The sequence below is a fragment of the Aurantimicrobium minutum genome (assembly GCF_029893825.1).
In the GTDB taxonomy this organism is placed as follows: Bacteria; Actinomycetota; Actinomycetes; order Actinomycetales; family Microbacteriaceae; genus Aurantimicrobium; species Aurantimicrobium minutum_C.
The window spans coordinates 1,518,244-1,537,907 of the sequence record NZ_JARXXV010000001.1; the positions used below are offsets into that span (position 1 = coordinate 1,518,244).

20 protein-coding genes are annotated in these 19,664 nt (G+C 57.4%); 9 read left to right on the plus strand and 11 right to left on the minus strand.

Annotated elements, in window-relative coordinates; all coding sequences use genetic code 11:
- Nucleotides 1-4: 4 nt before the first annotated feature.
- Nucleotides 5-457 carry a succinate dehydrogenase hydrophobic membrane anchor subunit gene (locus tag M2120_RS07485; protein ID WP_280798065.1) on the minus strand — a complete coding sequence of 151 codons (453 nt, stop codon included), beginning with the start codon at nucleotides 455-457 and terminating at the stop codon, nucleotides 5-7.
- A complete protein-coding gene (sdhC, locus tag M2120_RS07490; RefSeq protein WP_432418538.1) occupies nucleotides 454-879 on the minus strand; it encodes a succinate dehydrogenase, cytochrome b556 subunit in 426 nt (141 codons plus the stop codon). The genes M2120_RS07485 and sdhC overlap by 4 nt, the downstream gene beginning before the upstream one ends.
- Nucleotides 880-936: 57 nt before the next feature.
- Between sdhC and M2120_RS07495 the strand changes: the two genes are divergently transcribed.
- Complete coding sequence (locus tag M2120_RS07495; RefSeq protein ID WP_280798067.1) at nucleotides 937-2,061, plus strand: mannose-1-phosphate guanylyltransferase; 1,125 nt, start codon at nucleotides 937-939, stop codon at nucleotides 2,059-2,061.
- A gap of 3 nt (nucleotides 2,062-2,064) precedes the next feature.
- Complete coding sequence (locus tag M2120_RS07500; RefSeq protein ID WP_280798068.1) at nucleotides 2,065-3,189, plus strand: adenosine deaminase; 1,125 nt, start codon at nucleotides 2,065-2,067, stop codon at nucleotides 3,187-3,189.
- Nucleotides 3,190-3,194: 5 nt separating this feature from the next.
- On the opposite strand, the gene M2120_RS07505 is transcribed toward M2120_RS07500, so the two are convergent.
- Nucleotides 3,195-4,049, minus strand: coding sequence for a purine-nucleoside phosphorylase (locus M2120_RS07505; RefSeq protein WP_280798069.1), 855 nt, complete (start codon nucleotides 4,047-4,049; stop codon nucleotides 3,195-3,197).
- A gap of 40 nt (nucleotides 4,050-4,089) precedes the next feature.
- Between M2120_RS07505 and M2120_RS07510 the strand changes: the two genes are divergently transcribed.
- On the plus strand, nucleotides 4,090-5,526 hold the full coding sequence (locus M2120_RS07510; RefSeq protein ID WP_280798070.1) for an NAD(P)H-quinone dehydrogenase: 1,437 nt from the start codon (nucleotides 4,090-4,092) through the stop codon (nucleotides 5,524-5,526).
- A gap of 83 nt (nucleotides 5,527-5,609) precedes the next feature.
- On the opposite strand, the gene M2120_RS07515 is transcribed toward M2120_RS07510, so the two are convergent.
- Entirely contained in the window at nucleotides 5,610-7,385 is a 1,776-nt protein-coding gene (locus M2120_RS07515) for an acetyl/propionyl/methylcrotonyl-CoA carboxylase subunit alpha (protein WP_280798071.1), read from the minus strand.
- Between the two features lie 88 nt (nucleotides 7,386-7,473).
- Nucleotides 7,474-8,100 carry a Maf family protein gene (locus M2120_RS07520; RefSeq protein WP_280798072.1) on the minus strand — a complete coding sequence of 209 codons (627 nt, stop codon included), beginning with the start codon at nucleotides 8,098-8,100 and terminating at the stop codon, nucleotides 7,474-7,476.
- A gap of 33 nt (nucleotides 8,101-8,133) precedes the next feature.
- Here M2120_RS07520 and M2120_RS07525 point away from each other — a divergent pair, with 33 nt between their 5' ends.
- Entirely contained in the window at nucleotides 8,134-9,423 is a 1,290-nt protein-coding gene (locus tag M2120_RS07525) for a class I SAM-dependent RNA methyltransferase (RefSeq protein ID WP_280798073.1), read from the plus strand.
- 13 nt (nucleotides 9,424-9,436) lie between these two features.
- Here M2120_RS07525 and M2120_RS07530 read toward each other — a convergent pair whose 3' ends face one another.
- Together M2120_RS07530 and M2120_RS07535 are read right to left on the minus strand one after the other, a co-directional pair.
- Nucleotides 9,437-9,652 carry a hypothetical protein gene (locus tag M2120_RS07530; protein WP_280798074.1) on the minus strand — a complete coding sequence of 72 codons (216 nt, stop codon included), beginning with the start codon at nucleotides 9,650-9,652 and terminating at the stop codon, nucleotides 9,437-9,439.
- Nucleotides 9,649-11,247, minus strand: coding sequence for an acyl-CoA carboxylase subunit beta (locus tag M2120_RS07535; protein ID WP_432418539.1), 1,599 nt, complete (start codon nucleotides 11,245-11,247; stop codon nucleotides 9,649-9,651). The genes M2120_RS07530 and M2120_RS07535 overlap by 4 nt, the downstream gene beginning before the upstream one ends.
- A gap of 77 nt (nucleotides 11,248-11,324) precedes the next feature.
- On the opposite strand from M2120_RS07535, the gene M2120_RS07540 reads away from it, so the two are divergent.
- On the plus strand, nucleotides 11,325-12,134 hold the full coding sequence (locus tag M2120_RS07540) for a biotin--[acetyl-CoA-carboxylase] ligase (protein ID WP_280798076.1): 810 nt from the start codon (nucleotides 11,325-11,327) through the stop codon (nucleotides 12,132-12,134).
- 36 nt (nucleotides 12,135-12,170) lie between these two features.
- Entirely contained in the window at nucleotides 12,171-12,710 is a 540-nt protein-coding gene (locus M2120_RS07545; RefSeq protein WP_280798077.1) for a PH domain-containing protein, read from the plus strand.
- A gap of 9 nt (nucleotides 12,711-12,719) precedes the next feature.
- On the opposite strand, the gene M2120_RS07550 is transcribed toward M2120_RS07545, so the two are convergent.
- Nucleotides 12,720-13,472: a polyprenol monophosphomannose synthase gene (locus tag M2120_RS07550; RefSeq protein WP_280798078.1), complete on the minus strand. Its 753-nt coding sequence runs from the start codon at nucleotides 13,470-13,472 to the stop codon at nucleotides 12,720-12,722.
- A complete protein-coding gene (locus M2120_RS07555; RefSeq protein WP_280798079.1) occupies nucleotides 13,469-13,945 on the minus strand; it encodes a GtrA family protein in 477 nt (158 codons plus the stop codon). Before M2120_RS07555 ends, M2120_RS07550 begins: the two co-directional genes overlap by 4 nt.
- On the opposite strand from M2120_RS07555, the gene M2120_RS07560 reads away from it, so the two are divergent.
- The 3 genes from M2120_RS07560 to M2120_RS07570 are packed head-to-tail and all read left to right on the plus strand — an operon-like array spanning nucleotide 13,936 to nucleotide 17,025.
- Entirely contained in the window at nucleotides 13,936-15,129 is a 1,194-nt protein-coding gene (locus M2120_RS07560; protein WP_280798080.1) for a 5-(carboxyamino)imidazole ribonucleotide synthase, read from the plus strand. The genes M2120_RS07555 and M2120_RS07560 overlap by 10 nt on opposite strands.
- 16 nt (nucleotides 15,130-15,145) lie before the next feature.
- Nucleotides 15,146-15,646 carry a 5-(carboxyamino)imidazole ribonucleotide mutase gene (gene purE, locus M2120_RS07565; RefSeq protein WP_280798081.1) on the plus strand — a complete coding sequence of 167 codons (501 nt, stop codon included), beginning with the start codon at nucleotides 15,146-15,148 and terminating at the stop codon, nucleotides 15,644-15,646.
- Entirely contained in the window at nucleotides 15,643-17,025 is a 1,383-nt protein-coding gene (locus M2120_RS07570; RefSeq protein ID WP_280798082.1) for an LCP family protein, read from the plus strand. The genes purE and M2120_RS07570 overlap by 4 nt, the downstream gene beginning before the upstream one ends.
- A 54-nt stretch (nucleotides 17,026-17,079) precedes the next feature.
- Here the strand turns inward: M2120_RS07570 and M2120_RS07575 are convergent, their stop codons facing one another.
- Together M2120_RS07575 and M2120_RS07580 are read right to left on the minus strand one after the other, a co-directional pair.
- Complete coding sequence (locus M2120_RS07575) at nucleotides 17,080-18,351, minus strand: O-antigen ligase family protein (protein WP_280798083.1); 1,272 nt, start codon at nucleotides 18,349-18,351, stop codon at nucleotides 17,080-17,082.
- A 7-nt stretch (nucleotides 18,352-18,358) separates the two neighbouring features.
- On the minus strand, nucleotides 18,359-19,663 hold the full coding sequence (locus M2120_RS07580; protein ID WP_280798084.1) for an O-antigen ligase family protein: 1,305 nt from the start codon (nucleotides 19,661-19,663) through the stop codon (nucleotides 18,359-18,361).
- Between the last annotated feature and the right edge of the window lies 1 nt (nucleotide 19,664).

The following is a 19,664-nucleotide window of genomic DNA, read 5'->3' on the forward strand; positions in this document are numbered from 1 at the left end:
AGAATTACTGAGGTGGGCAGAACGAGGGCAGCATTCCCAGCTGCTCAGGGCTGACCGAAGGGCATGGGTCAAAGGTGAAGATCACCAAGGTGCCCAAAACGATGAGTGCAGCAGCGGAAAGGAAGACAGCTCCGCGGAGCACCTTTCCGAGAGTTACTGAGCTCGAGTAGTCGTTGATGATGGTGCGCATACCGTTGGCGCCGTGAATGAGGGCAAGCCACAGCATGAGCAGATCCCAGACCTGCCAGAAGGGGGAAGCCCACTTACCGGCTACGAACGCGAAGTCGATGGCGCGGACACCTTCACCGGAAACCATGTTCACAAACAGGTGACCGAAGATGAGGACAACCAGGACCACGCCCGAGGCGCGCATGTACATCCAGCCCCACTTTTCCCAGTTGGTGCCGGAGCGCTGGGTGCGGGCGTAGGGGCTACGGGGTGCTTCTACGGTGCTCACTGTCCGTTCACCTCCAGGATGATGTTGGCAATCTGTCGAGGCAGGAACCCTGCCATCAGGACGACCCACAGTCCAATCACAATCCAGAACATGGTGCGCTGGTACTTCACGCCCTTGCTCCAGAAGTCAACCAAGATGATGCGCAGACCGTTGAGGGCGTGGAACAGGATTGCTCCAACCAGGCCGATCTCGCCAAGACCCATCAGGGGAGTCTTGTAGGTGCTGATCACTGCGTTGTATGCCTCGGGGCTCACACGCACGAGTGCGGTGTCGAGGATGTGTACAAGCAGGAAGAAGAAGATGGCCACACCGGTAATACGGTGCAGAACCCAAGACCACATGCCGGTGTAGCCGCGGTAAAGCGTTCCACCCGGACGGGGCTTATTTTGTGAGCGTGGTGCCGTGACAGCGGACACAGACAACCCTCCTTGGTTGTGGGCAATAACTTCCTCCAACTTTACGCCCGATAGTCTGGTGTTATGGCACGTCTTACGACCCCACTTCAGGACTTCTACGCGGTTATTCCAGCCGGCGGAATAGGTTCCCGCCTCTGGCCTTTATCCCGCGCAGACGCTCCCAAGTTCCTGCATGACCTCACCGGTTCCGGCAGCTCCCTGCTCAAGGACACCTGGGACCGTTTGGCACCGCTTGCCGGCGAGCAGCGCGTCATGGTTGTTACTGGCCGTGCCCACCGCGCAGCGGTGGAAGAACAGCTCCCACAGCTCGCAGATCTCAACGTGGTACTCGAAAGTGAGCCCCGTGACTCCTCCGCAGCAATTGGTCTGGCTGCCGCCATTTTGGAAAAGCGTGAGCCAGGCGTCATCATCGGCTCCTTCGCTGCAGACCACGTGATCAAGGGAAACCGCTTCTTCAATATGGCCGTCGCCGAGGCTGTTGAAGCAGCCCGTGCCGGCTTCATTGCCACCATCGGCATCGTTCCCACCGAGCCTGCAATCGGATTTGGATATATCCACGCAACGGAAGAAACCGAGCTGGAAGGTGCTCCTTCGGCACTCAAGGTGGATTCTTTCGTGGAAAAGCCCAATGCTCACACCGCCGAGGAATACGTCACCAGTGGGGACTACCTCTGGAACGCTGGCATGTTCATCACCAAGGCATCGGTGCTCTTGGAAGAGCTCGCAAAGACTCAGCCAGAACTTCACGCAGGAGTGGTTGCTCTTGCCGAGGTCTGGGATGACCACGCCAAGCGTGGTCCTGCCGTGGACAAGATTTGGCCCACCCTGAAGAAGATTGCCATCGACTACGCCGTGGCTGAACCAGCGGCCGCTGCCGGCAAGCTGGTGGTTATTCCGGGTGAGTTCGACTGGGATGACGTGGGGGACTTTGCCTCCATTGCAAAGCTGCACTCCTCCGGCTACAAAAAAGACCTCGCCATCTTGGGTGAAGGTGCTCGTGTTCTCTCTGATGCCTCTTCAGGAATCCTCATCACCGACACCGGTCGCACCATCGCGCTCGTGGGTGTGAAAGACATCGTGGTGGTGGACACCCCTGATGCACTCTTGGTCACCACCACTGCGCAAGCGCAGAAGGTGAAGTCGGTGGTGGATGCACTGCGCATCTCTGGCCGCGACGACGTTCTGTAATCAATGAACGAAACAGACTTCTTCGTCGACGGCGTCGACGTGCGCACCCTGCCCAAGGTTTCCTTGCACGACCACCTCGACGGCAGCCTGCGCCCTTCGACCATCATTGAGCTGGCCGAAGCAGAAGGCAATGAACTTCCTGTGTTGGATGCAGAGGGCTTGGGTAAGTGGTTTGCTGAGCAATCCAACTCTGGTTCCCTCGTCGAATACCTCAAGACTTTTGATCTGACTTGTGCAGTGATGCAAACCCGCGAGGGCCTTACCCGTGTGGCACGTGAGTCAGTCATTGACCTAGCCAACGACGGTGTGATTTATGGCGAGCTGCGCTGGGCTCCCGAGCAGCACCTGACCAAGGGGCTGACTTTGGATCAGGTTGTGGAATATGTGCAAGAAGGAATTGAGCAGGGCATTGTCGATGCCGCCGCTCAAGGCCAGACCATACGCATAGGCCAGTTGGTCACAGCGATGCGTCACGCCGACCGAAGCCTCGAGATAGCTCAGCTTGCTGTGCGCCACAGGGACAAGGGTGTCGTCGGTTTCGATATTGCCGGTGCAGAGCTGGGTTTCCCCGCCTCCAAGCACAAGGCCGCTTTTGACTACCTCGCCAGTGAATACTTCCCCGTCACCATTCACGCAGGCGAAGCAGATGGTTTGCCCAGTATTGAAAGTGCGATCTATGACGGCCGTGCCCTGCGCCTAGGTCATGGTGTTCGCCTGGCAGAAGACATCAGTATCGATGGCTCTGACGCTAATGCCACCTTCGTCTCGCTGGGTGTGCTGGCACAGTGGGTCAAAGACCGGGGCATCACCCTCGAACTTTCCCCCTCCTCCAACCTGCAAACCGGAGCCATCGCGGCCTGGGGTGAAGACATCATGGATCACCCCTTCGATCTGCTCTATCAACTGGGCATGACGGTCACCGTGAACACAGATAACCGCCTGCAAAGTGGAACCACACTCTCTCGTGAACTGTGGTTAGTCGCAGATGCGTTTGCCTACGGCCTCAGTGACCTCGAAGCATTCCAGCAGAATGCGGCAGCCTCGGCATTCTTGCCACTCGAAGATCGTGAAGCGCTCGCCGATGCGATTACTGACGGCTTCATTGAAGCCGTTCAGAACGCCAGGTAGTACTTCTAGATCTGCTCGAGGATGCGAGCAAGCAGGGCACTGACTCGAGGCTCTGCCTTTGCACCCGCCTCAAGAACTTCTTTGTGAGAAAGCGGAGTAGGTGAAATGCCTGCTGCTTGGTTGGTAATCAGGGAAAGTCCCAACACATCCATACCTGCTTGCCGTGCTGCCATTGCCTCGAGCGCCACAGACATGCCCACCATGTCTGCGCCCAACCCGCGCAGCATCTGAACCTCGGCGGGGGTTTCATACTGCGGCCCAGGAACCTGCGCCAAGACACCCTCACCTAGGGAAGGGTCCACACTCTTGGCTAAATCACGCAAGGCGGGTGTGTAGACATTGGTCATGTCGATGAAGGTTGCCCCTTCGATGGGGGTTGTTCCGGTGAGATTGAGGTGGTCCTTGATCAGCACGGGCGTGCCCGGCTGCCACGCAGGTCGAATACCGCCAGCACCGTGAGTAAGCACCATTGTCTTTGCCCCAGAGGCTGCTGCGGTTCTCACGCTGTGCACAACTCGGCGAACAAACCCTTGAGCACCACGACCTTCATACAGGTGCGTCCTAGCGCCAATCACCAGTGCTCGTTTGTTGTTAGGCAAAATCACGCTGCGAATCGTGCCCAGATGTCCTGGAATGCCAGAGGAGCTAAAACCAGTGATTTCCTCTGCCGGGATTTCTTCGGTGGTCTTACCAATCAGATCCACCACGGCTGCCCAGCCAGAGCCCAAGGTTAGTGCGATGTCATGGTGACCAATGCCGGTGGCAACTGCGATTTCAAATGCGGCCTGTTTAGCAATTTCGGCAGGATCTTGTGATGGGTCTTCCAGTGGGTTGAAACCCCACTCACCTGCAATCGACATACGCATAAGCCTATTGCTCACCTAGTGCCAGAATAAGGACATGGCTTTTGAGTTTGAGCGCAAGCAGCGCATCGCAATTTTGGGTGGTGGCCCCGGTGGCTACGAAGCAGCACTGGCAGCAGCCCAGCTCGGTGCTGAAGTCACCCTGATTGAACGCTCTGGTGTGGGCGGCTCTGCCGTGCTCACCGATGTTGTGCCCTCAAAGACCCTTATTGCCACCGCTGAATTCACCTCCACTCTTGAGCGCTCTGATGAGCTCGGGGTGAAGTACTTCGTGAAAGGCGATGACAAGAAAGCCCACAAGCCCGAGGTTGCCATCAACTTGGCCACAGTGAACAAGCGTCTACTTGCCCTGGCTCATGACACCTCCGAGGACATGCAGAAGGCCTTGAAGAAGGCAGGCGTGAACTTCATCCCAGGTCACGGCCGCCTTGATGGCACCCACGCTGTGATCGCCTCCACCGGCCCTGGCGGAACTGACTTTGACCGCATTGAAGCGGACACCATTATCGTGTCTGTGGGTGCAAGTCCACGCGTTCTGGACACCGCCAAGCCAGATGGGGAGCGCATCCTCACCTGGACCCAGCTCTATAACCTCACCGAGTTGCCAGAGCACATGATCGTTGTTGGCTCTGGTGTGACCGGTGCTGAGTTTGCTTCTGCCTACTCTTCCCTTGGCTCCAAAGTGACTCTGGTTTCCAGCCGTGACACCGTGCTTCCGGGTGAAGATGCGGATGCTGCCGCCGTGCTGGAAGAAGTCTTCATCCGCCGCGGCATGACCTTGATGTCGAAGGCCCGCATGGAGAAGGTGGAGCGCACCGACACGGGTGTGAAGGTCACCTTGGCTGATGGTCAAACCGTAGAGGGAAGTCACTGTTTGATTGCAGTGGGTTCCATCCCCAACACTGCAGGTCTTGGTCTCGAAGATGCAGGTGTTGAACTCGATAGCGCAGGACGCATCGTAGTTAACCGCGTTGCCAGATCCTCAGTTCCCAACATCTATGGCGTGGGCGACTGCTCCGCAGCACTCCCGCTGGCATCTGTTGCCATGATGCAGGGGCGCACCGCGGCCTTCCACGCACTCGGTGATGCGGTGACCCCATTTGATGAGCGCAACGTGGCCGCCAACATCTTCACTCAGCCAGAGGTTGCCTCGGTGGGCTGGAGTCAGGCAGAGATCGAGTCCGGCATTATCCGCGGCACGGTTTATAAGCTTCCATTGACGTCTAACCCCCGTGCCAAGATGCAAGGTATTCGTGATGGTTTCGTCAAGCTCATCACAACCACCACTTCTCGCACGGTTATTGGTGGAGTTATTGTGGCTCCTCGTGCGTCTGAGCTGATCTTCCCGCTGGCTCTTGCTGTGGAGCACCGCCTGACCGTGGATGACGTGGCAAAGAGCTTTGCCATCTACCCCTCCATCGCCGGTAGCATCGTGGATGCCGCCCGTGCGATGCACTCGGTAGAGCGCAAGTAACACAACAGAGGTGTGAACTGAAACTTAAGGATGCCCCGCTGAAATCAGCGGGGCATCCTTAGTTCGAACGAGTTTTGTGAGTTTTACTCTGCGTCGTCGATGTTGAGCAGCACGTGACCGTTGGAGACAGTCTGGCCAACCTCAGCATTGATGCCGGAGATAACGCCGTCCTTGTGGGCTTCGACGGGCTGTTCCATCTTCATCGCTTCGAGGACAAGGATGAGGTCACCCTTGACGACCTTCTGACCTTCCTCAACAGCGATCTTGACCACGGTTGCCTGCATGGGGGCCTTGACGGTTGCGCCGCCGCCACCACCCACTGCATGTGACGCAACCTTGCGCACGGGTGCAGGGCCCTGGGTTGCCAGGTCAGCAGAGTTAGCACGCAGCAACTTAGCGGGCAGGGAGACCTCAATGCGGCGGTCATCAACCTCGATGGTGACGTGCTGACGCTTAGCTAGTGCCGGAGTTTCCTCAGCTTCACCGCTCCAGGGCTCGATGTCGTTGACGAACTCGGTTTCGATCCAGCGAGTGTAGACGGAGAAGGGCATGTCACCTTCGGGAGCAAACGCAGGGTCGCGCACAATCTTGCGGTGGAAGGGAAGCACGGTGGGAAGGCCGGCAACCTCAAACTCGTCCAGGGCACGACGTGAACGCTCGAGAGCTTCTTCACGTGTGGCGCCTGTCACGATCAGCTTGGCAAGAAGTGAGTCGAACGAGCCGGAGATGACATCCCCGGCAGTAACACCGGAGTCCACGCGAACACCGGGTCCACCGGGTGCACGGAATACGTGCACGGGGCCTGGTGCGGGAAGGAAGTTACGTCCACCGTCTTCACCGTTGATACGGAACTCGAAGGAGTGGCCGGTGACAACGGGGTCTGGGTAGTCCAGCACGCCACCTTCAGCGATGCGGAACTGCTCACGAACCAAGTCAATGCCGGTGACTTCTTCAGAGACAGGGTGCTCAACCTGGAGGCGAGTGTTCACCTCGAGGAAGGAGACAGTGCCGTCCTTACCAATCAAGAATTCACAGGTGCCGGCACCGAGGTATCCAACCTCTTTGAGGATGGCCTTGGATGCGCGGTAGAGCTCAGTGGTCTGTGCCTCGGTCAGGAAGGGAGCAGGTGCTTCTTCCACGAGCTTCTGGTGACGACGCTGCAGCGAGCAGTCACGAGTAGAAACTACAACCACGTTCCCGTGGGCATCAGCTAAACACTGGGTCTCCACGTGACGTGGTTCATCCAAGTACTTCTCCACGAAGCACTCACCGCGGCCGAAGGCTGCGATTGCTTCACGGGTTGCCGATTCAAAAAGCTCTGCCACCTCTTCACGGTTGCGGGCAACCTTGAGGCCACGACCACCGCCACCGAAAGCTGCCTTGATGGCAACGGGGAGACCGTGGATGTCGACGAAGTCGAGAACTTCTTCAGCGCCAGAAACGGGGTTGATGGTTCCAGGGGCAAGTGGTGCACCCACCTTTTCTGCCACGTGACGGGCAGAGACCTTGTCGCCGAGCTGTTCAATAGCTTCGGGGCTGGGGCCGATCCAAATCAGGCCAGCTGCCTGCACCTTGCGGGCAAAGTCAGCGTTTTCTGCCAAGAAGCCATATCCGGGGTGAACAGCGTTCGCACCGGACTTGCGGGCCACAGCCAGGATCTTGTCGATCACGAGGTAGGTCTCGGCACTGGTGGTGCCACCGAGCGCATAGGCCTCGTCTGCGAGCTTGGCGTGGAGAGAGTTAATGTCTTGGTCAGCGTAAACAGCTACCGAACCAATTCCGTAGTCGCGGGCAGCACGAATGATGCGCACGGCGATCTCACCACGGTTGGCAATAAGGACCTTAGTAATGCGGGACATAGTCCCCAGCCTAGTAAGCCTTGAGGCTCTTCAGTTGGGCATCTACGACAAAAAAGTCCGCGAGTCGTAGACGATGCCTACAACAAACTCAGCTGTTCCAGAGATCTGGCCAGAACACTCCCAGTTCGTTGGCCATTCGGCGCAGTGCCGGAACGGAGACCCCCACCACGGTGGAAGGGTCTCCTTCGATGCGGTCAATGAAGGCAGCACCGAGTGAATCAATCGTGAAAGCTCCGGCAACTTTGAGCGGCTCACCAGAAGAAATGTAGGACTCCAGCTCTGCGTCACTGATATCGGAAGAGAACGTGACCTGCGCCACCGTGACCTCACCGACGGCGCCGTTGAGCGCGCCACCGCGGTGGTCAATCATCCAGTGACCTGAAAACAACTGCCCGGTTCGACCACGCTGCTTCTGCCAGCGCTCGAGCGCCACCTCGGGAGTGTGAGGTTTGCCATAGGTGATGCCATCGAGCACAAACGCGGAATCGCCACCTAAAACAAGACCATCAATCTCGGCAGAGAGCACGGCCTCTGCTTTTGCCTGGGCCAGTAATTGCACCATGTCTGCAGGTGCCAAGGTGCCGCCGGCAGCAGCCTCGGCCGCTGCCACAGCGGCGTCTTCATCCACTTCGCTGGGCACCACGACAGGTTCTATTCCACTGCTGCGCAGGGTTGCCAAACGGGCAGGTGAGGTGGATGCGAGATAGAAGCGCACGCGACTGCCTTTCAAATATGGGATGCTCGAAGGATGGTCCCCAGAAGTTCTTCACCCCGACGCGGTTCCGAGTTCGTGGGCACACTCTGTGAGCTCGACATTACCAATGTCGCTCACGGTGGTGTTTTTGTTGCCCGTCATGACGGCCGTGTCATCTTCGTTGCAGACACCCTGCCGGGGGAACGTGTGCTGGCCCGCATCACCGATGCGTCCCAGAAAAGCTTCTGGCGTGCTGACACGGTAGAGGTGCTCAAGGCATCGCCAGATCGCCAGGAACACATCTGGTCTGCTGCCAGTGTGACGAGAGATCCAGCACAGCGTGCAGGCGGTGCTGAGTTTGGCCACATCAAGCTTCCTGTGCAGCGTGAGCTGAAGGCTTTTGTTCTCGAAGATTCCCTGGCCCGCATGGCGAAGATCGAACGCCGCGTTCAGGTGGAAGCTCTCGAAGGTGATGACGAATCTCGTGGCACCGGTTGGCGCACGCGTGTTCGACTCCACGTTGATTCAGACGGCAACGTCGGTCCCTATGCTGCCCGCAGTCACAACATCATTGCTGTTGAGGATTTGCCCTTAGCTGCTGCACGCATTGCCGAATTGGCTCCACTGGGCCAACGTATTCCCGGCATTGATTTCATTGACCTGGTTGGCCCCAGTGGTGACTCTGCCAGAGCTATTGCAGGCAACATTGACACAGGCAAAAACAAGAAGCGTCCCGCTGCCGAACCCGTCACCGAAATGGTGGGTAAGCGTGCGTTCAAGGTTGATGTGCGGGGATTTTGGCAGGTGCATCGCCACGCTGCTGCCACGCTCTCAGAAGCGGTCAGCTCAGTCATTGATGAGGCACTCTTTGACCCTCGTGCTGCCAATCATGACCTTTATGGTGGCGTTGGTTTGTTTGCGGCAGCTATCGGTGATCGTTTTGGTTCAACTACCCGGATGACCTCGGTGGAATCCGATGAGATGGCCACCGAGTATGCGCTCGATAACTTGGCTGAGTGGGTGGGAGCTCGTGCCGTCACGGCACGTGTGGATCGCTACCTCGAAAGTGTCCGTCGTGACCTGAACGCCATCGAGAAAGCCCGTTTCGAAGCAGCCACAATTGTGCTCGACCCACCACGTGCTGGGGCAGGTAAAGAGGTCGTGAACTCGCTGGCTGAGCTCTCCCCAGCGCAGCTGGTGTATGTGGCGTGTGACCCGGTCGCACTTTCACGAGATGTGGCATTGCTCGCCGAGCAAGGTTATGAACTGCAGGAACTGCGTGCGTTCGATCTATTCCCCAACACACACCACGTGGAAGCAGTCGCCCGCTTCGTCAGAAGCTAGCTACTTCTTAGGCCTATTTGCCAAAGTCCCATCCAAAGCGGCGAGAGCCGCCCTTGATGTCTTCACGGATGCCGCGCTGTGACTTCTGCCATGCACTCATGCCGGCGCCTTGAACCTCGTGCTCAATCGCCGATTCTTCCTCGATTTGAGCATCGAGGACGGCGAGCACAGCAGCCTTCTCCTCCGGGGTGACCCCGTCGGTGAGGAAGCGCACCTGGTCGAGGTTCACAGTGGGATGTTTCCGTGCTTCTTGGGAGGAAGTGAAGCGCGCTTTCCGCGCAGGGCACGCAGCGCCTTGATCACAGCAACACGAGTCTGTGCTGGCTCGATCACACCGTCAAGTTCTCCACGCTCAGCAGCGAGGAAGGGGCTAGCCACGTTGTAGGTGTATTCGTTGGCGAGCTTGGTGCGCACGGCGTTGACGTCAGCACCCTCTTCTTCTGCCTTCTTGATTTCACCGCGGTAGAGAATGTTCACGGCACCTTGACCACCCATCACGGCGATCTCAGCAGTGGGCCAAGCAAGGTTGATATCAGCACCGAGCTGCTTGGAACCCATCACGATGTATGCACCACCGTAAGCCTTGCGGGTGATCACGGTCACCAGGGGAACGGTTGCTTCAGAGTAGGCATAGAGCAACTTGGCACCACGACGAATCACACCAGCCCACTCCTGGTCAGTACCAGGAAGGTATCCAGGAACATCGACCAGAGTCAGGATGGGGATAGAGAACGCATCACAGAAGCGCACGAAACGTGATGCCTTTTCACCGGCTTCAATGTTGAGCGTTCCTGCCATCTGCGAAGGCTGGTTGGCCACAATGCCGACGGTGCGACCTTCAACGCGGGCGAAGCCCACCACGATGTTGGGTGCAAACAGCGCCTGAACTTCGAGGAAGTCTCCGTTGTCAGCAATACCTCGAATGACTTCGTGCACGTCATAGGGCTGGTTGGTGCTGTCGGGAATGAGAGTGTTGAGTTTCTTGTCCTCATCCGTAATCTCGAGTTCAACCTCGGACTCATAGACGGGCAGCTCTGCCATGTTGTTATCGGGTAGGAAGCCGACCAGGGTGCGGGCGTAGTCAAGAGCGTCGCTCTCGTCTGCGGCGAGGTAGTGAGAAACACCGGAGACGGTGTTGTGAGTCAGTGCACCACCGAGCTCCTCAAAGCCCACCTCTTCACCGGTGACGGTCTTGATCACATCAGGACCGGTCACGAACATGTGGCTGGTCTTATCGACCATGATGACGAAGTCGGTCAGCGCGGGGGAGTACACAGCACCACCAGCAGCAGGACCCATGATGATCGAGATCTGAGGAATCACACCAGAAGCAGCAGTGTTGCGACGGAAGATTTCACCGTACTTACCCAGGGCAACAACACCCTCTTGAATACGAGCTCCACCGGAGTCCAAGATGCCCAGGATAGGAACACCGGTCTTGATAGCCAGGTCCATCACCTTGATGATCTTTTCACCGGCTACTTCACCGAGTGATCCACCGAACACGGTGAAGTCCTGGGAGTAGACGGCGACCTGACGACCGTGGATAGTTCCGGTACCGGTGACGACTGCGTCACCATAGGGACGGTTCTTGTCCATGCCGAAAGCAGTAGTGCGGTGACGGACGTATTCGTCCAGCTCTACGAAGGAGCCTGGATCGAGAAGTTCTTCAATGCGCTCGCGGGCAGTCATCTTGCCTTTGGCGTGCTGCTTCTCAGCTGCCTTAGCGCCGTTCTCAATAACTGCCTCGGTGTAGCGAGCCTTCAGATCGGCGAGCTTTCCAGCAGTAGTGAAGGGGTCAATAGATTTTGCGTTTTCAGTCACGCTTTTCACTCTACTTGCCATAGGTATCGAAAAAGGGTTAGAGCTTCCCTACAAAAAACACCTGCCAAACTGTTCTTATGGAACTTTCCCTCAGCACCCCTCTCGCTTCGAAACTTGTCTGGTTGGACGAAGTTGGCTCCACCAACACCTACCTGGTGGCAGCCGTGAACGCTGAAGATGCCCAGAACTGGCCTGATTTCTCGGTGGTTGCCACCGACAATCAAGTCGCAGGTAAGGGACGTCTTGGGCGTGACTGGAGTGCACCTGCGGGAGCTTCACTGGCAGTGTCTGTATTACTTCGACCAGAAACTCCTGCCGGGCGGCCACTGCCACCAGAGTCCCTGGGGTGGTTTGGTCTGCTCGCTGGGCTCGCGATGGCGAGGGCGTGTAACTCGGTTCTTCCCGAAGGGAAGCAGGCCACTATCAAGTGGCCCAACGATGTTCTGATCGAGGGCAAGAAAGTCTGCGGTGTGCTCAGCGAACTCGTGATCACCCCGCAAGGTCCTGCTCTGGTGGTGGGCGCGGGAGTAAACATTGCGCTCGCCGAGGCAGATCTTCCTGTTCCCACCGCGACCTCCCTCGTTCTTGAAGGTGCCCACACCACACTGGATGCACTCCTTGCCGCCTACCTCACCGAGTTCTCCCGAATTACGAAAGTCTTTGTTTCGGCGGCAGGGAATGTGCGCAGCTCCGGTTTGCTTGACCAGGTAACGCAACTCTGTGACACTCTGGGCAAATCAGTTCGCGTGGAACTGCCCTCGGGGGAGAACCCCGTCGGAACTGCTATCGGAATTAACGAGCAGGGCTCACTCGTGGTGGAGATGAGTAACTGTGCCGAACCACTGGTTGTTTCTGCCGGAGATGTCACGCATCTTCGCGTGGTCTGACCTTGCTGGCCCACCCAGACAGCAATAATTGAGCTGATGTCTAACCCCACTGTTGCCTATGAGCCTGCGCCCACGGAAGCAGCAGAACCGGTAGTTGTGCGACTTCGTCGCCACGGTCGTGTTCTGTTCATGCCCACCCTGGCGTTGATCGGGGTTGCTACCGCCTGGGGGTTCTTCTCTGAAGGTTTCCCTGAGCTGTGGATGAACCTGGTGTTCTGGCTGCTCTCGGCGCTCGCCGTCATTGTGTTGTGGGTGTTCCCTCTGGTGACCTGGTTAGGTAACCGTGTCATCATCACCACGCGTCGCGTGATTATTTATCGCGGGATTCTAACTCGCACCCGCCAAGAAGTTCTCTATGGACGCATCCACGATGTGACCGTGCGCCAGAATGCCGTGCAGGCAGTATTTGGCGCGGGTGACCTGTTGCTCAACACCGGTGCAGAAGCACCCATCCGCCTCTATGACCTGCCAAAGGCAAACCTGGTGCTCTCAGCACTGTCAGAGTTGGTAGACACCCAAGCACCTTTGGCAGCACAGCTGCGTCGAGATGACCAGCGCTGGACGAATGAGTTCTAACCCCACGCACTAAGAAGGGGAAGCTGTCTTCTTTCCGAAGCGACGCTGCCATCCCCACACGGTGACATTCTTCATCGCTTCCACCACGATGTTTTTACTCATCTTGGATTCGCCAGTTTCACGTTCCTTGAACACGATAGGAAGTTCCACCACGGTGTAACCGGCATCGAGTACACGCAAGGTGAGATCAATCTGGAAGCAGTAGCCGTGGGAGCTCACTTCTTCGAGATGGATTCCGCGCAGCACTTCCGCGCGAAAAGCGCGGAACCCTGCGGTGGAATCTTTCACGGAAATACCCAGAGCAATCCGGGCATAGGCGTTGGCACCGCGGCTGAGGAAGAGTCGACGTGCTGGCCAGTTGAGCACTGAGCCACCCTTGACCCAGCGAGAACCAATAGCAAGACCGGGATAGTGAGCGCCGGGAACAGTCGGCTCAGAAACAGCACCGATCAGGGCAGCCAATCGATCTGCAGGATGGGAACCATCCGCATCCATCTCCACAATGATCTCGAAGCCATGCTCGAGTGCCCAGGCGAAGCCGGCAAGATAGGCATCGCCAAGACCGGACTTTTCACTGCGGTGCAGCACATGAACAAAGGGGTCCACACTGGCCAGGGCGTCAGCCTTAGCGCCGGTGCCATCGGGGCTGTTGTCATCCACGATCAGAATGTTTGCCTCTGGCACGGCAGTGCGAACAGAGGCCACTGCCTCTGGCAGGGTCTGAAGTTCGTTAAAGGTGGGAATAACGACAACAACGCTCATCGCTTCACGCTCCACACCCACCAGCGATACAAAGCGAAACGAACCAGAGTGCCCAGACCTAAACCAATGATGTTGGCTGAGACATTGTCTGCTAGTAGGGAGTCAAAGCCCAAGACGTAGTGGGTGAACCACAACGTGGCCAAGGTCACGGCCATGCCGGCAACTGAGGCAATGACAAACTCGATGAGTTCTCTCACCACATCTGAACGCTTATCGCGGCGGAAGGTCCAATAACGGTTGCCCAGCCAGTTCACCACGATTGCCACCGAGGTGCTGATGAACTTCGCCACCAGAGGCTGCGACCACCAACCGGGGCCGGTAATGGAGAGTAGATTAAAGAGGGAAACGTCGACGACTAAGCCGACCAAACCGACCAGTCCGAACTTGACGAAGTAGCCCAACAGGCCTTTTCGCAGGCGAGTAAACAGGCTCGGAGAGGACTCGGTTGCGATTATTCGCTCCGATGTGGTCATGTTTCTCCTACGCAAGTGCACTCTCAAACCCGTTCAACCACGCGAAAGATGAGCCGTTGACAACTGTAGTTGGCGTTATAGGTGGCGGCCAATTGGCCCGGATGATGGTGCCCCCTGCAATCAATCTAGGCCTAGAAATCCGTGTACTGGCTGAGAACGAGGATTCTTCAGCTCAAATTGCTGCCACTGCGGTCGGTGACTACACCGATGTGGAGACGGTTCTTTCATTCGCCGACGGTTGCGATGTCATCACTTTCGATCACGAGCATGTTCCTGCCCACGTTCTTGCAGAGCTCATCAAGCGCGGATATTCCGTGCAGCCAGGACCCCACGCTCTCGAGTTTGCTCAAGACAAACTGCGCATGCGCGAGCGCCTCGGTGAACTCGGTATTCCTGTTCCCGGTTGGGCACACGCCTCCACAGCAGAGCGCGTCACCGACTTCTTAGCAGAGTGGGGTGGACGTGCCGTGGCGAAGACGGCACGTGGTGGCTATGACGGCAAGGGTGTTCGCGTCATCACCAGCGCTACCGAGGTGTCGGACTGGTTAGGACTCCTCCAGCCAGGAGAGTCACTCCTGCTGGAAGAATTTGTTGAATTCCGCCGGGAACTCTCTCAGCTCATTGCTCGCCGCCCCAGTGGCGAGATGGCACTGTGGCCCGTGGTGGAGAGCATTCAGGCTGATGGCGTGTGCAGTGAAGTCATTGCTCCGGCACCACACTCACAAGGCAAGATCGCTGACATGGCAGGCTCGATTGCCTCCCAGATTGCAGCCGAACTCCAGGTCACCGGTGTGATGGCAGTGGAACTGTTTGAAACCACTGATGACCGCATCCTGGTCAACGAGTTGGCCATGCGTCCCCACAACTCAGGACACTGGACTCAAGACGGCAGCACCACCAGCCAGTTCGAGCAGCACTTGCGTGCTGTGCTCGACCTGCCACTGGGTGCAACCGGGCTGACCTCACCGTTTACCGTGATGGTGAACATTCTGGGTGGACCCGCCTCGGGGGACATGCTCTCACCCTTCCCACGCGCGATGGCGGATCACCCAACCGTGAAAATCCACACCTATGGCAAGCAGCCTCGGCCCGGTCGCAAGGTCGGCCACGTCAACGCTTCAGGAGATGACCTGCCAGAGGTTGCCTATCAGGCGCGTGGCGCAGCAGGTTTCTTTCAGGTCTGAGCCCTACCCTTGAACAATGGCTGAATCGCAACCACTCGTCGCCGTTGTTATGGGATCTGACTCTGACTGGACTGTCATGAGTTCCGCCGCCAACGTACTCAACGACTTCGGCATCCCCTTCGAGGTTGAGGTGCTCTCAGCACATCGCACGCCTGAGAAGATGATTTCTTTTGGCAAGGCAGCAGCTAGCCGTGGCCTCAAGGTGATCATCGCTGGTGCCGGTGGCGCTGCACACCTGCCAGGCATGCTCGCCAGCGTGACGGCTCTTCCGGTTATTGGTGTTCCCGTACCACTGGCAAAGCTCGACGGTATGGACTCGTTGCTCTCCATCGTGCAGATGCCTGCCGGTGTTCCCGTTGCGGCTGTCTCTATCGGTGGCGCCACCAATGCTGCCTTGTTGGCGGTCAAGATCCTGGCCACCAGCAACCCTGAACTTCTTTCCGCAGTTGAAACATATGCCGCAGGTCTTGCTGACCTCGTCGAAGAAAAGAACAAGGCGCTCAAGTCTCAGCTATGAGTCAAACCAGCCCACTGAGGTATCCCGACACCAGTTCGCAGAAGGTGATGACCACCCGCGCCTGGTGGTTGGTCGTACTCAATTTCGTGCTGCCAGGTTCTGTGCAGGCGCTGGCAGGCAATAAGCGTTTGGGCAAGATTGGGCTGGGTGCAACCCTGGTCTTGGTTGGTTTCTTACTTCTCACCTTCTTGCTTGGTTTGCTGTGGCCAACCGCTGTCTTCTTCCTCGGCACCTGGGGCCCCACCTTGTTTGTGGGGCAGATTGCACTCTTCTTCTATGCCATCTTGTGGGCAGTGCTGACACTGGACACACTGCGCTTAATTCGCGTTGTGAAGACCGGACCCCGCGCACGCTGGTGGGTCGCCGGAGTCACAGTAGTGATGATGTTCTTCATCTCTGGCACTGCAGCGTATGCAGCAACCCTGACTGGAAGTCTCAACAGTGCTCTTGGCAAGATCTTTGTGGCAGGGCCTAGCCAGCCACCCATTGATGGCCAATACAACTTCCTTCTGCTGGGTGGCGACGCCGGTGAGGACCGCCAAGGTCTTCGTGCCGACACCGCACAGGTAGTGAGCATCAACGCAGAAACGGGAGCGGCCACCATCATCGGTATGCCTCGTGACCTGCAGAACATTCCGTTCAATGAAGACTCTCCTATGCACACCATTTACCCCGATGGTTACACCCAAGAAACCGGTGAATACTGCACCCGTTGGGCATGTTTGAACACGGTCTATGTTGCCGGTGAACTCGATCACCCCGACCTCTACCCAGATGCTGCCGCTAACGGTTCTTCTCCTGGTATCGAGGCCATGCGTGACGCTGCAGAGGCCATTACTGGTTTGCAGATTCAGTACTACGTGCTGATCGACATGCAGGGTCTGCAGAACCTGATTGATTCACTCGGTGGTGTGGACATCACCGTTGAGGAGCGCATCGCGATTGCCGAGCCAGAAACCCCTGAAGATCAGGTCGGTGAATGGATTGAGGTTGGCGAGCAGCACATGGACGGTTACCACGCCATGATGTTCATGCGTTCACGCTGGTCCGGCACTGGCGACTACGACCGCATGGCTCGTCAGCAGCAAGTTCAAGAAGCTCTGCTGCGTCAGATGAACCCTGCCAACGTGTTGTCGAAGTTCCAAGAGATTGCTGCTGCCGGAACCCAGGTAGTGAAGACCGATATTCCGCAGTCCATGCTCGGCTATTTTGTGGATCTGGGTCTCAAGACCAAGAAGCAGCCCATTACCCACGTTGAGCTCACCCCCTACTACGAGCCTTTCCCCGTAGACACCGAGTTCCCTGACTACCCCGGTATTCAGGCTTACGTCAACTCAATCCTGCACCCACCTGCACCGACTGAAACTCCAGCTCAGTAGTCAGTCTGGAGTTTCCCTTGAGTAATTGAGCGCACTGCTGATTGCTGAGATGGTTTAGTTCTTATCGCGACGCCAGCTCAGCTCTGCTGAGCTGCGGGCGACGATCAGAACCACAAAGAGCCAACCCCACTCGGTCAGCGCCGTGCTTTCAGCCAGGCCAGAGATGATCAGCATTGTGAGCACTAGCGGTGCCCAGGTGTAGATCTCACTCTTCTTGCTGGTGCCCAGTCTCCAGCTGCGCGCATAGGCGAAGCCCAACAAGATCAGCAGTAATGCAAGGCCCACAATGCCCACCTGGAGCCAGGCGTCTAGGAAGATGTTGAGACCTGAAGAGTGGATGTCTCCACTGCCCGAGTTCATCACAGTGAAGGGCTGAGTCTTGCGTGGCCACAGGCCCACCCAGCCCCAACCTTCGAGAGGTTTCATGGCGGCTAGGCGCAGCTCTTCGCTCCAGAGCGAGAGTCGGTACTGCAAAACCTCAGATGAACTGAGGGCTTCCAGAATGCGACCACGCAGTGCCCATGCAACAATCAGCGCTAGGACTGCCACGCTTCCCGCCGCAATCTCCGTTCCGCGCCGCACTCCAGCTTCCATCTTGCGAAGCCCGGCAAGCAGCGCAGCAACACCTGCCACCACCAATGCCGTGACGAAGCCGACAGGGGAGGCGGCCAAGAGAACACACAGCACTGCTCCCACAATGGACCAGCCCGCAACCTCGCGGGTGACACTCTTGGTTCGCCACTCAATGATGAAGGTCACGGCAGCAATGAGCGCAACAAGCATGAACGCATTGCGTGAACCAAAGAGTCCTTGAATGCCTTCACCATTAACCAGGTTTCCTCGAATACCCAGGAACTGGATGGGCCCGTCAATGAGCACACCCGCGATGATCTCCAGCGCTAAAGAAGCAGCTAAGAACACGCGAAGCACATCACCGACGGCACGAATGAGTTGGATGGAATCACGTGTTGCCGAAATGGCAAGGGCAAGAGCAGCAATGCTCAGTTGGGAGGCAATACCCAGCAGTGTTGCCTTGGGGTAATACGACCAGAAGTAGCTGATGGAGCACCAGGCCACAAACACGGCAAGTGAGATCGGGAGGAATGCATTCCACCTCACCACGCGCCGGCGTGCAACAAGCATGAGAGCTGCCAGCACGAGCTCGGTTGCAATGATGGCGGTGAGACCTGCCGTTCCTACCACTGAACGCAGCAGGTGCGTGCCGAGAACAGTTGCCAGAACCACCAGGCTGAAGGCCTTGGCAAAGCGGGCATGAGAAAAGAACGAATACGCCGCTTCGGCGATGGGGTGTGTTGTCTCGCTCACGAAGACCCTAGTTCAGCGCTTTGGTAATGCGAGTGGGAACCATCACCGTCAGTGACAAAATCACCATCAGTGCCCACCCGGACTGAACCACGAGCTGACTCTCGGCAAAACTTTGTGCTAATAGTGCAACGGTGACCAGCAGTGGCAGGAGTGAACTCGCGCTATAGGGACGAGTGTCCACGAGATCCCACTGGGGGCGATCAATGGCGATGAACCAGGAACGTGAGAACAGTCCCCACATGGCCAGGATGAGTGCAATCACTCCGACGTATCCAAGCTGCATCCACACATCTAGCCAGACGTTGTGTGCTTGGAGGTAGTGCACGCCGTTGTGCACTGCCAAGTTGTTGAAGGGTTCTAACCAGGGGACCCAGGGGCTCAGCCAACCCCAGCCAAAGACAGGGCGTTGCTCGGCCATCTGGGTCACTGCTGCCCAGATGTCGGTGCGGCCGGTCAGATCTGAGCCCTTACCAAAGATGGACAAGATGGTGGAGCTGGCAACATTCACCAGCACGGCAACGGCAGCAATGATTCCGAAAGTAGTCAGGTAAACGGGACGACGTTTGGTCGCTGGCACTGAACGCATCCAGAGCGCGATCAGCGCAACCGCGGTGACCACCATCAGTGCAATGAGGTCTGTGGCTGAACGCGTTAGTCCAATGGTGAGCAGTGCCAAGGCAACCCAGACATAACCCCAGTTACGCCACACCTTTCGGTCTGCCAATTGCAGGCAGAACACAATCAGGGCAATGACGGCAATGAAACCGAGCTGGTTGCGGTTACCCACCACGCCTTGGATGGGCCCACCCTCAAGCAGAAGGTTGCGGCTCCACTGAAACACAGCAGGAACCTTGCCCTGTGTGGTGTCTACCCACACCGGATAAATGGCATGGCCAATAAACACGCTGACCCAGAGTTCAAACAGCAGTGAGGCAGCAAGAATCCAGCGCAGGGTGGTGCCCAGTGCACGAACGAAATCATTCCAGGGCAGTGTCAACGCAATACCGACACCGCCGATGGTGACCTCAATGAATGGCCACAGCGTCAATGCAGTATTGGCAGGAGAGTAGGCCCAGGTCACTGAGGCAACAGCAAGCAGGGCAAAGAAGGCGAGCCAGAACGGGATGCTGCGCCAGTGGATGAGGTGACGGGCGCGGAAGATAACCACGATGTAAATGACCGTGATCAGGACTCCCAGTCCCATGAAAAGTTCCCAGCCCAGCAGGTTGCGAATAGCCTCACCGGCAAAGAGCATGAACAGCGTGACGACGGCTAAGCCGGTCTTCGCTTTTCTATATTCTGTGGCGGGCATG

Excerpts from the sequence above, each read along its gene's own strand:
- M2120_RS07570 (WP_280798082.1), top strand. The coding sequence starts at position 15,643 with ATGAGTCAAACCAGCCCACTGAGGTATCCCGACACCAGTTCGCAGAAG.
- M2120_RS07545 (WP_280798077.1), top strand. The coding sequence starts at position 12,171 with ATGTCTAACCCCACTGTTGCCTATGAGCCTGCGCCCACGGAAGCAGCA.
- M2120_RS07510 (WP_280798070.1), top strand. The coding sequence starts at position 4,090 with ATGGCTTTTGAGTTTGAGCGCAAGCAGCGCATCGCAATTTTGGGTGGT.
- M2120_RS07500 (WP_280798068.1), top strand. The coding sequence starts at position 2,065 with ATGAACGAAACAGACTTCTTCGTCGACGGCGTCGACGTGCGCACCCTG.
- M2120_RS07515 (WP_280798071.1), bottom strand. The coding sequence starts at position 7,385 with ATGTCCCGCATTACTAAGGTCCTTATTGCCAACCGTGGTGAGATCGCC.
- M2120_RS07495 (WP_280798067.1), top strand. The coding sequence starts at position 937 with ATGGCACGTCTTACGACCCCACTTCAGGACTTCTACGCGGTTATTCCA.
- M2120_RS07560 (WP_280798080.1), top strand. The coding sequence starts at position 13,936 with ATGTGGTCATGTTTCTCCTACGCAAGTGCACTCTCAAACCCGTTCAAC.
- M2120_RS07580 (WP_280798084.1), bottom strand. The coding sequence starts at position 19,663 with ATGCCCGCCACAGAATATAGAAAAGCGAAGACCGGCTTAGCCGTCGTC.
- purE (WP_280798081.1), top strand. The coding sequence starts at position 15,146 with ATGGCTGAATCGCAACCACTCGTCGCCGTTGTTATGGGATCTGACTCT.
- M2120_RS07540 (WP_280798076.1), top strand. The coding sequence starts at position 11,325 with ATGGAACTTTCCCTCAGCACCCCTCTCGCTTCGAAACTTGTCTGGTTG.
- M2120_RS07555 (WP_280798079.1), bottom strand. The coding sequence starts at position 13,945 with ATGACCACATCGGAGCGAATAATCGCAACCGAGTCCTCTCCGAGCCTG.
- M2120_RS07505 (WP_280798069.1), bottom strand. The coding sequence starts at position 4,049 with ATGTCGATTGCAGGTGAGTGGGGTTTCAACCCACTGGAAGACCCATCA.
- M2120_RS07525 (WP_280798073.1), top strand. The coding sequence starts at position 8,134 with ATGGTCCCCAGAAGTTCTTCACCCCGACGCGGTTCCGAGTTCGTGGGC.
- M2120_RS07550 (WP_280798078.1), bottom strand. The coding sequence starts at position 13,472 with ATGAGCGTTGTTGTCGTTATTCCCACCTTTAACGAACTTCAGACCCTG.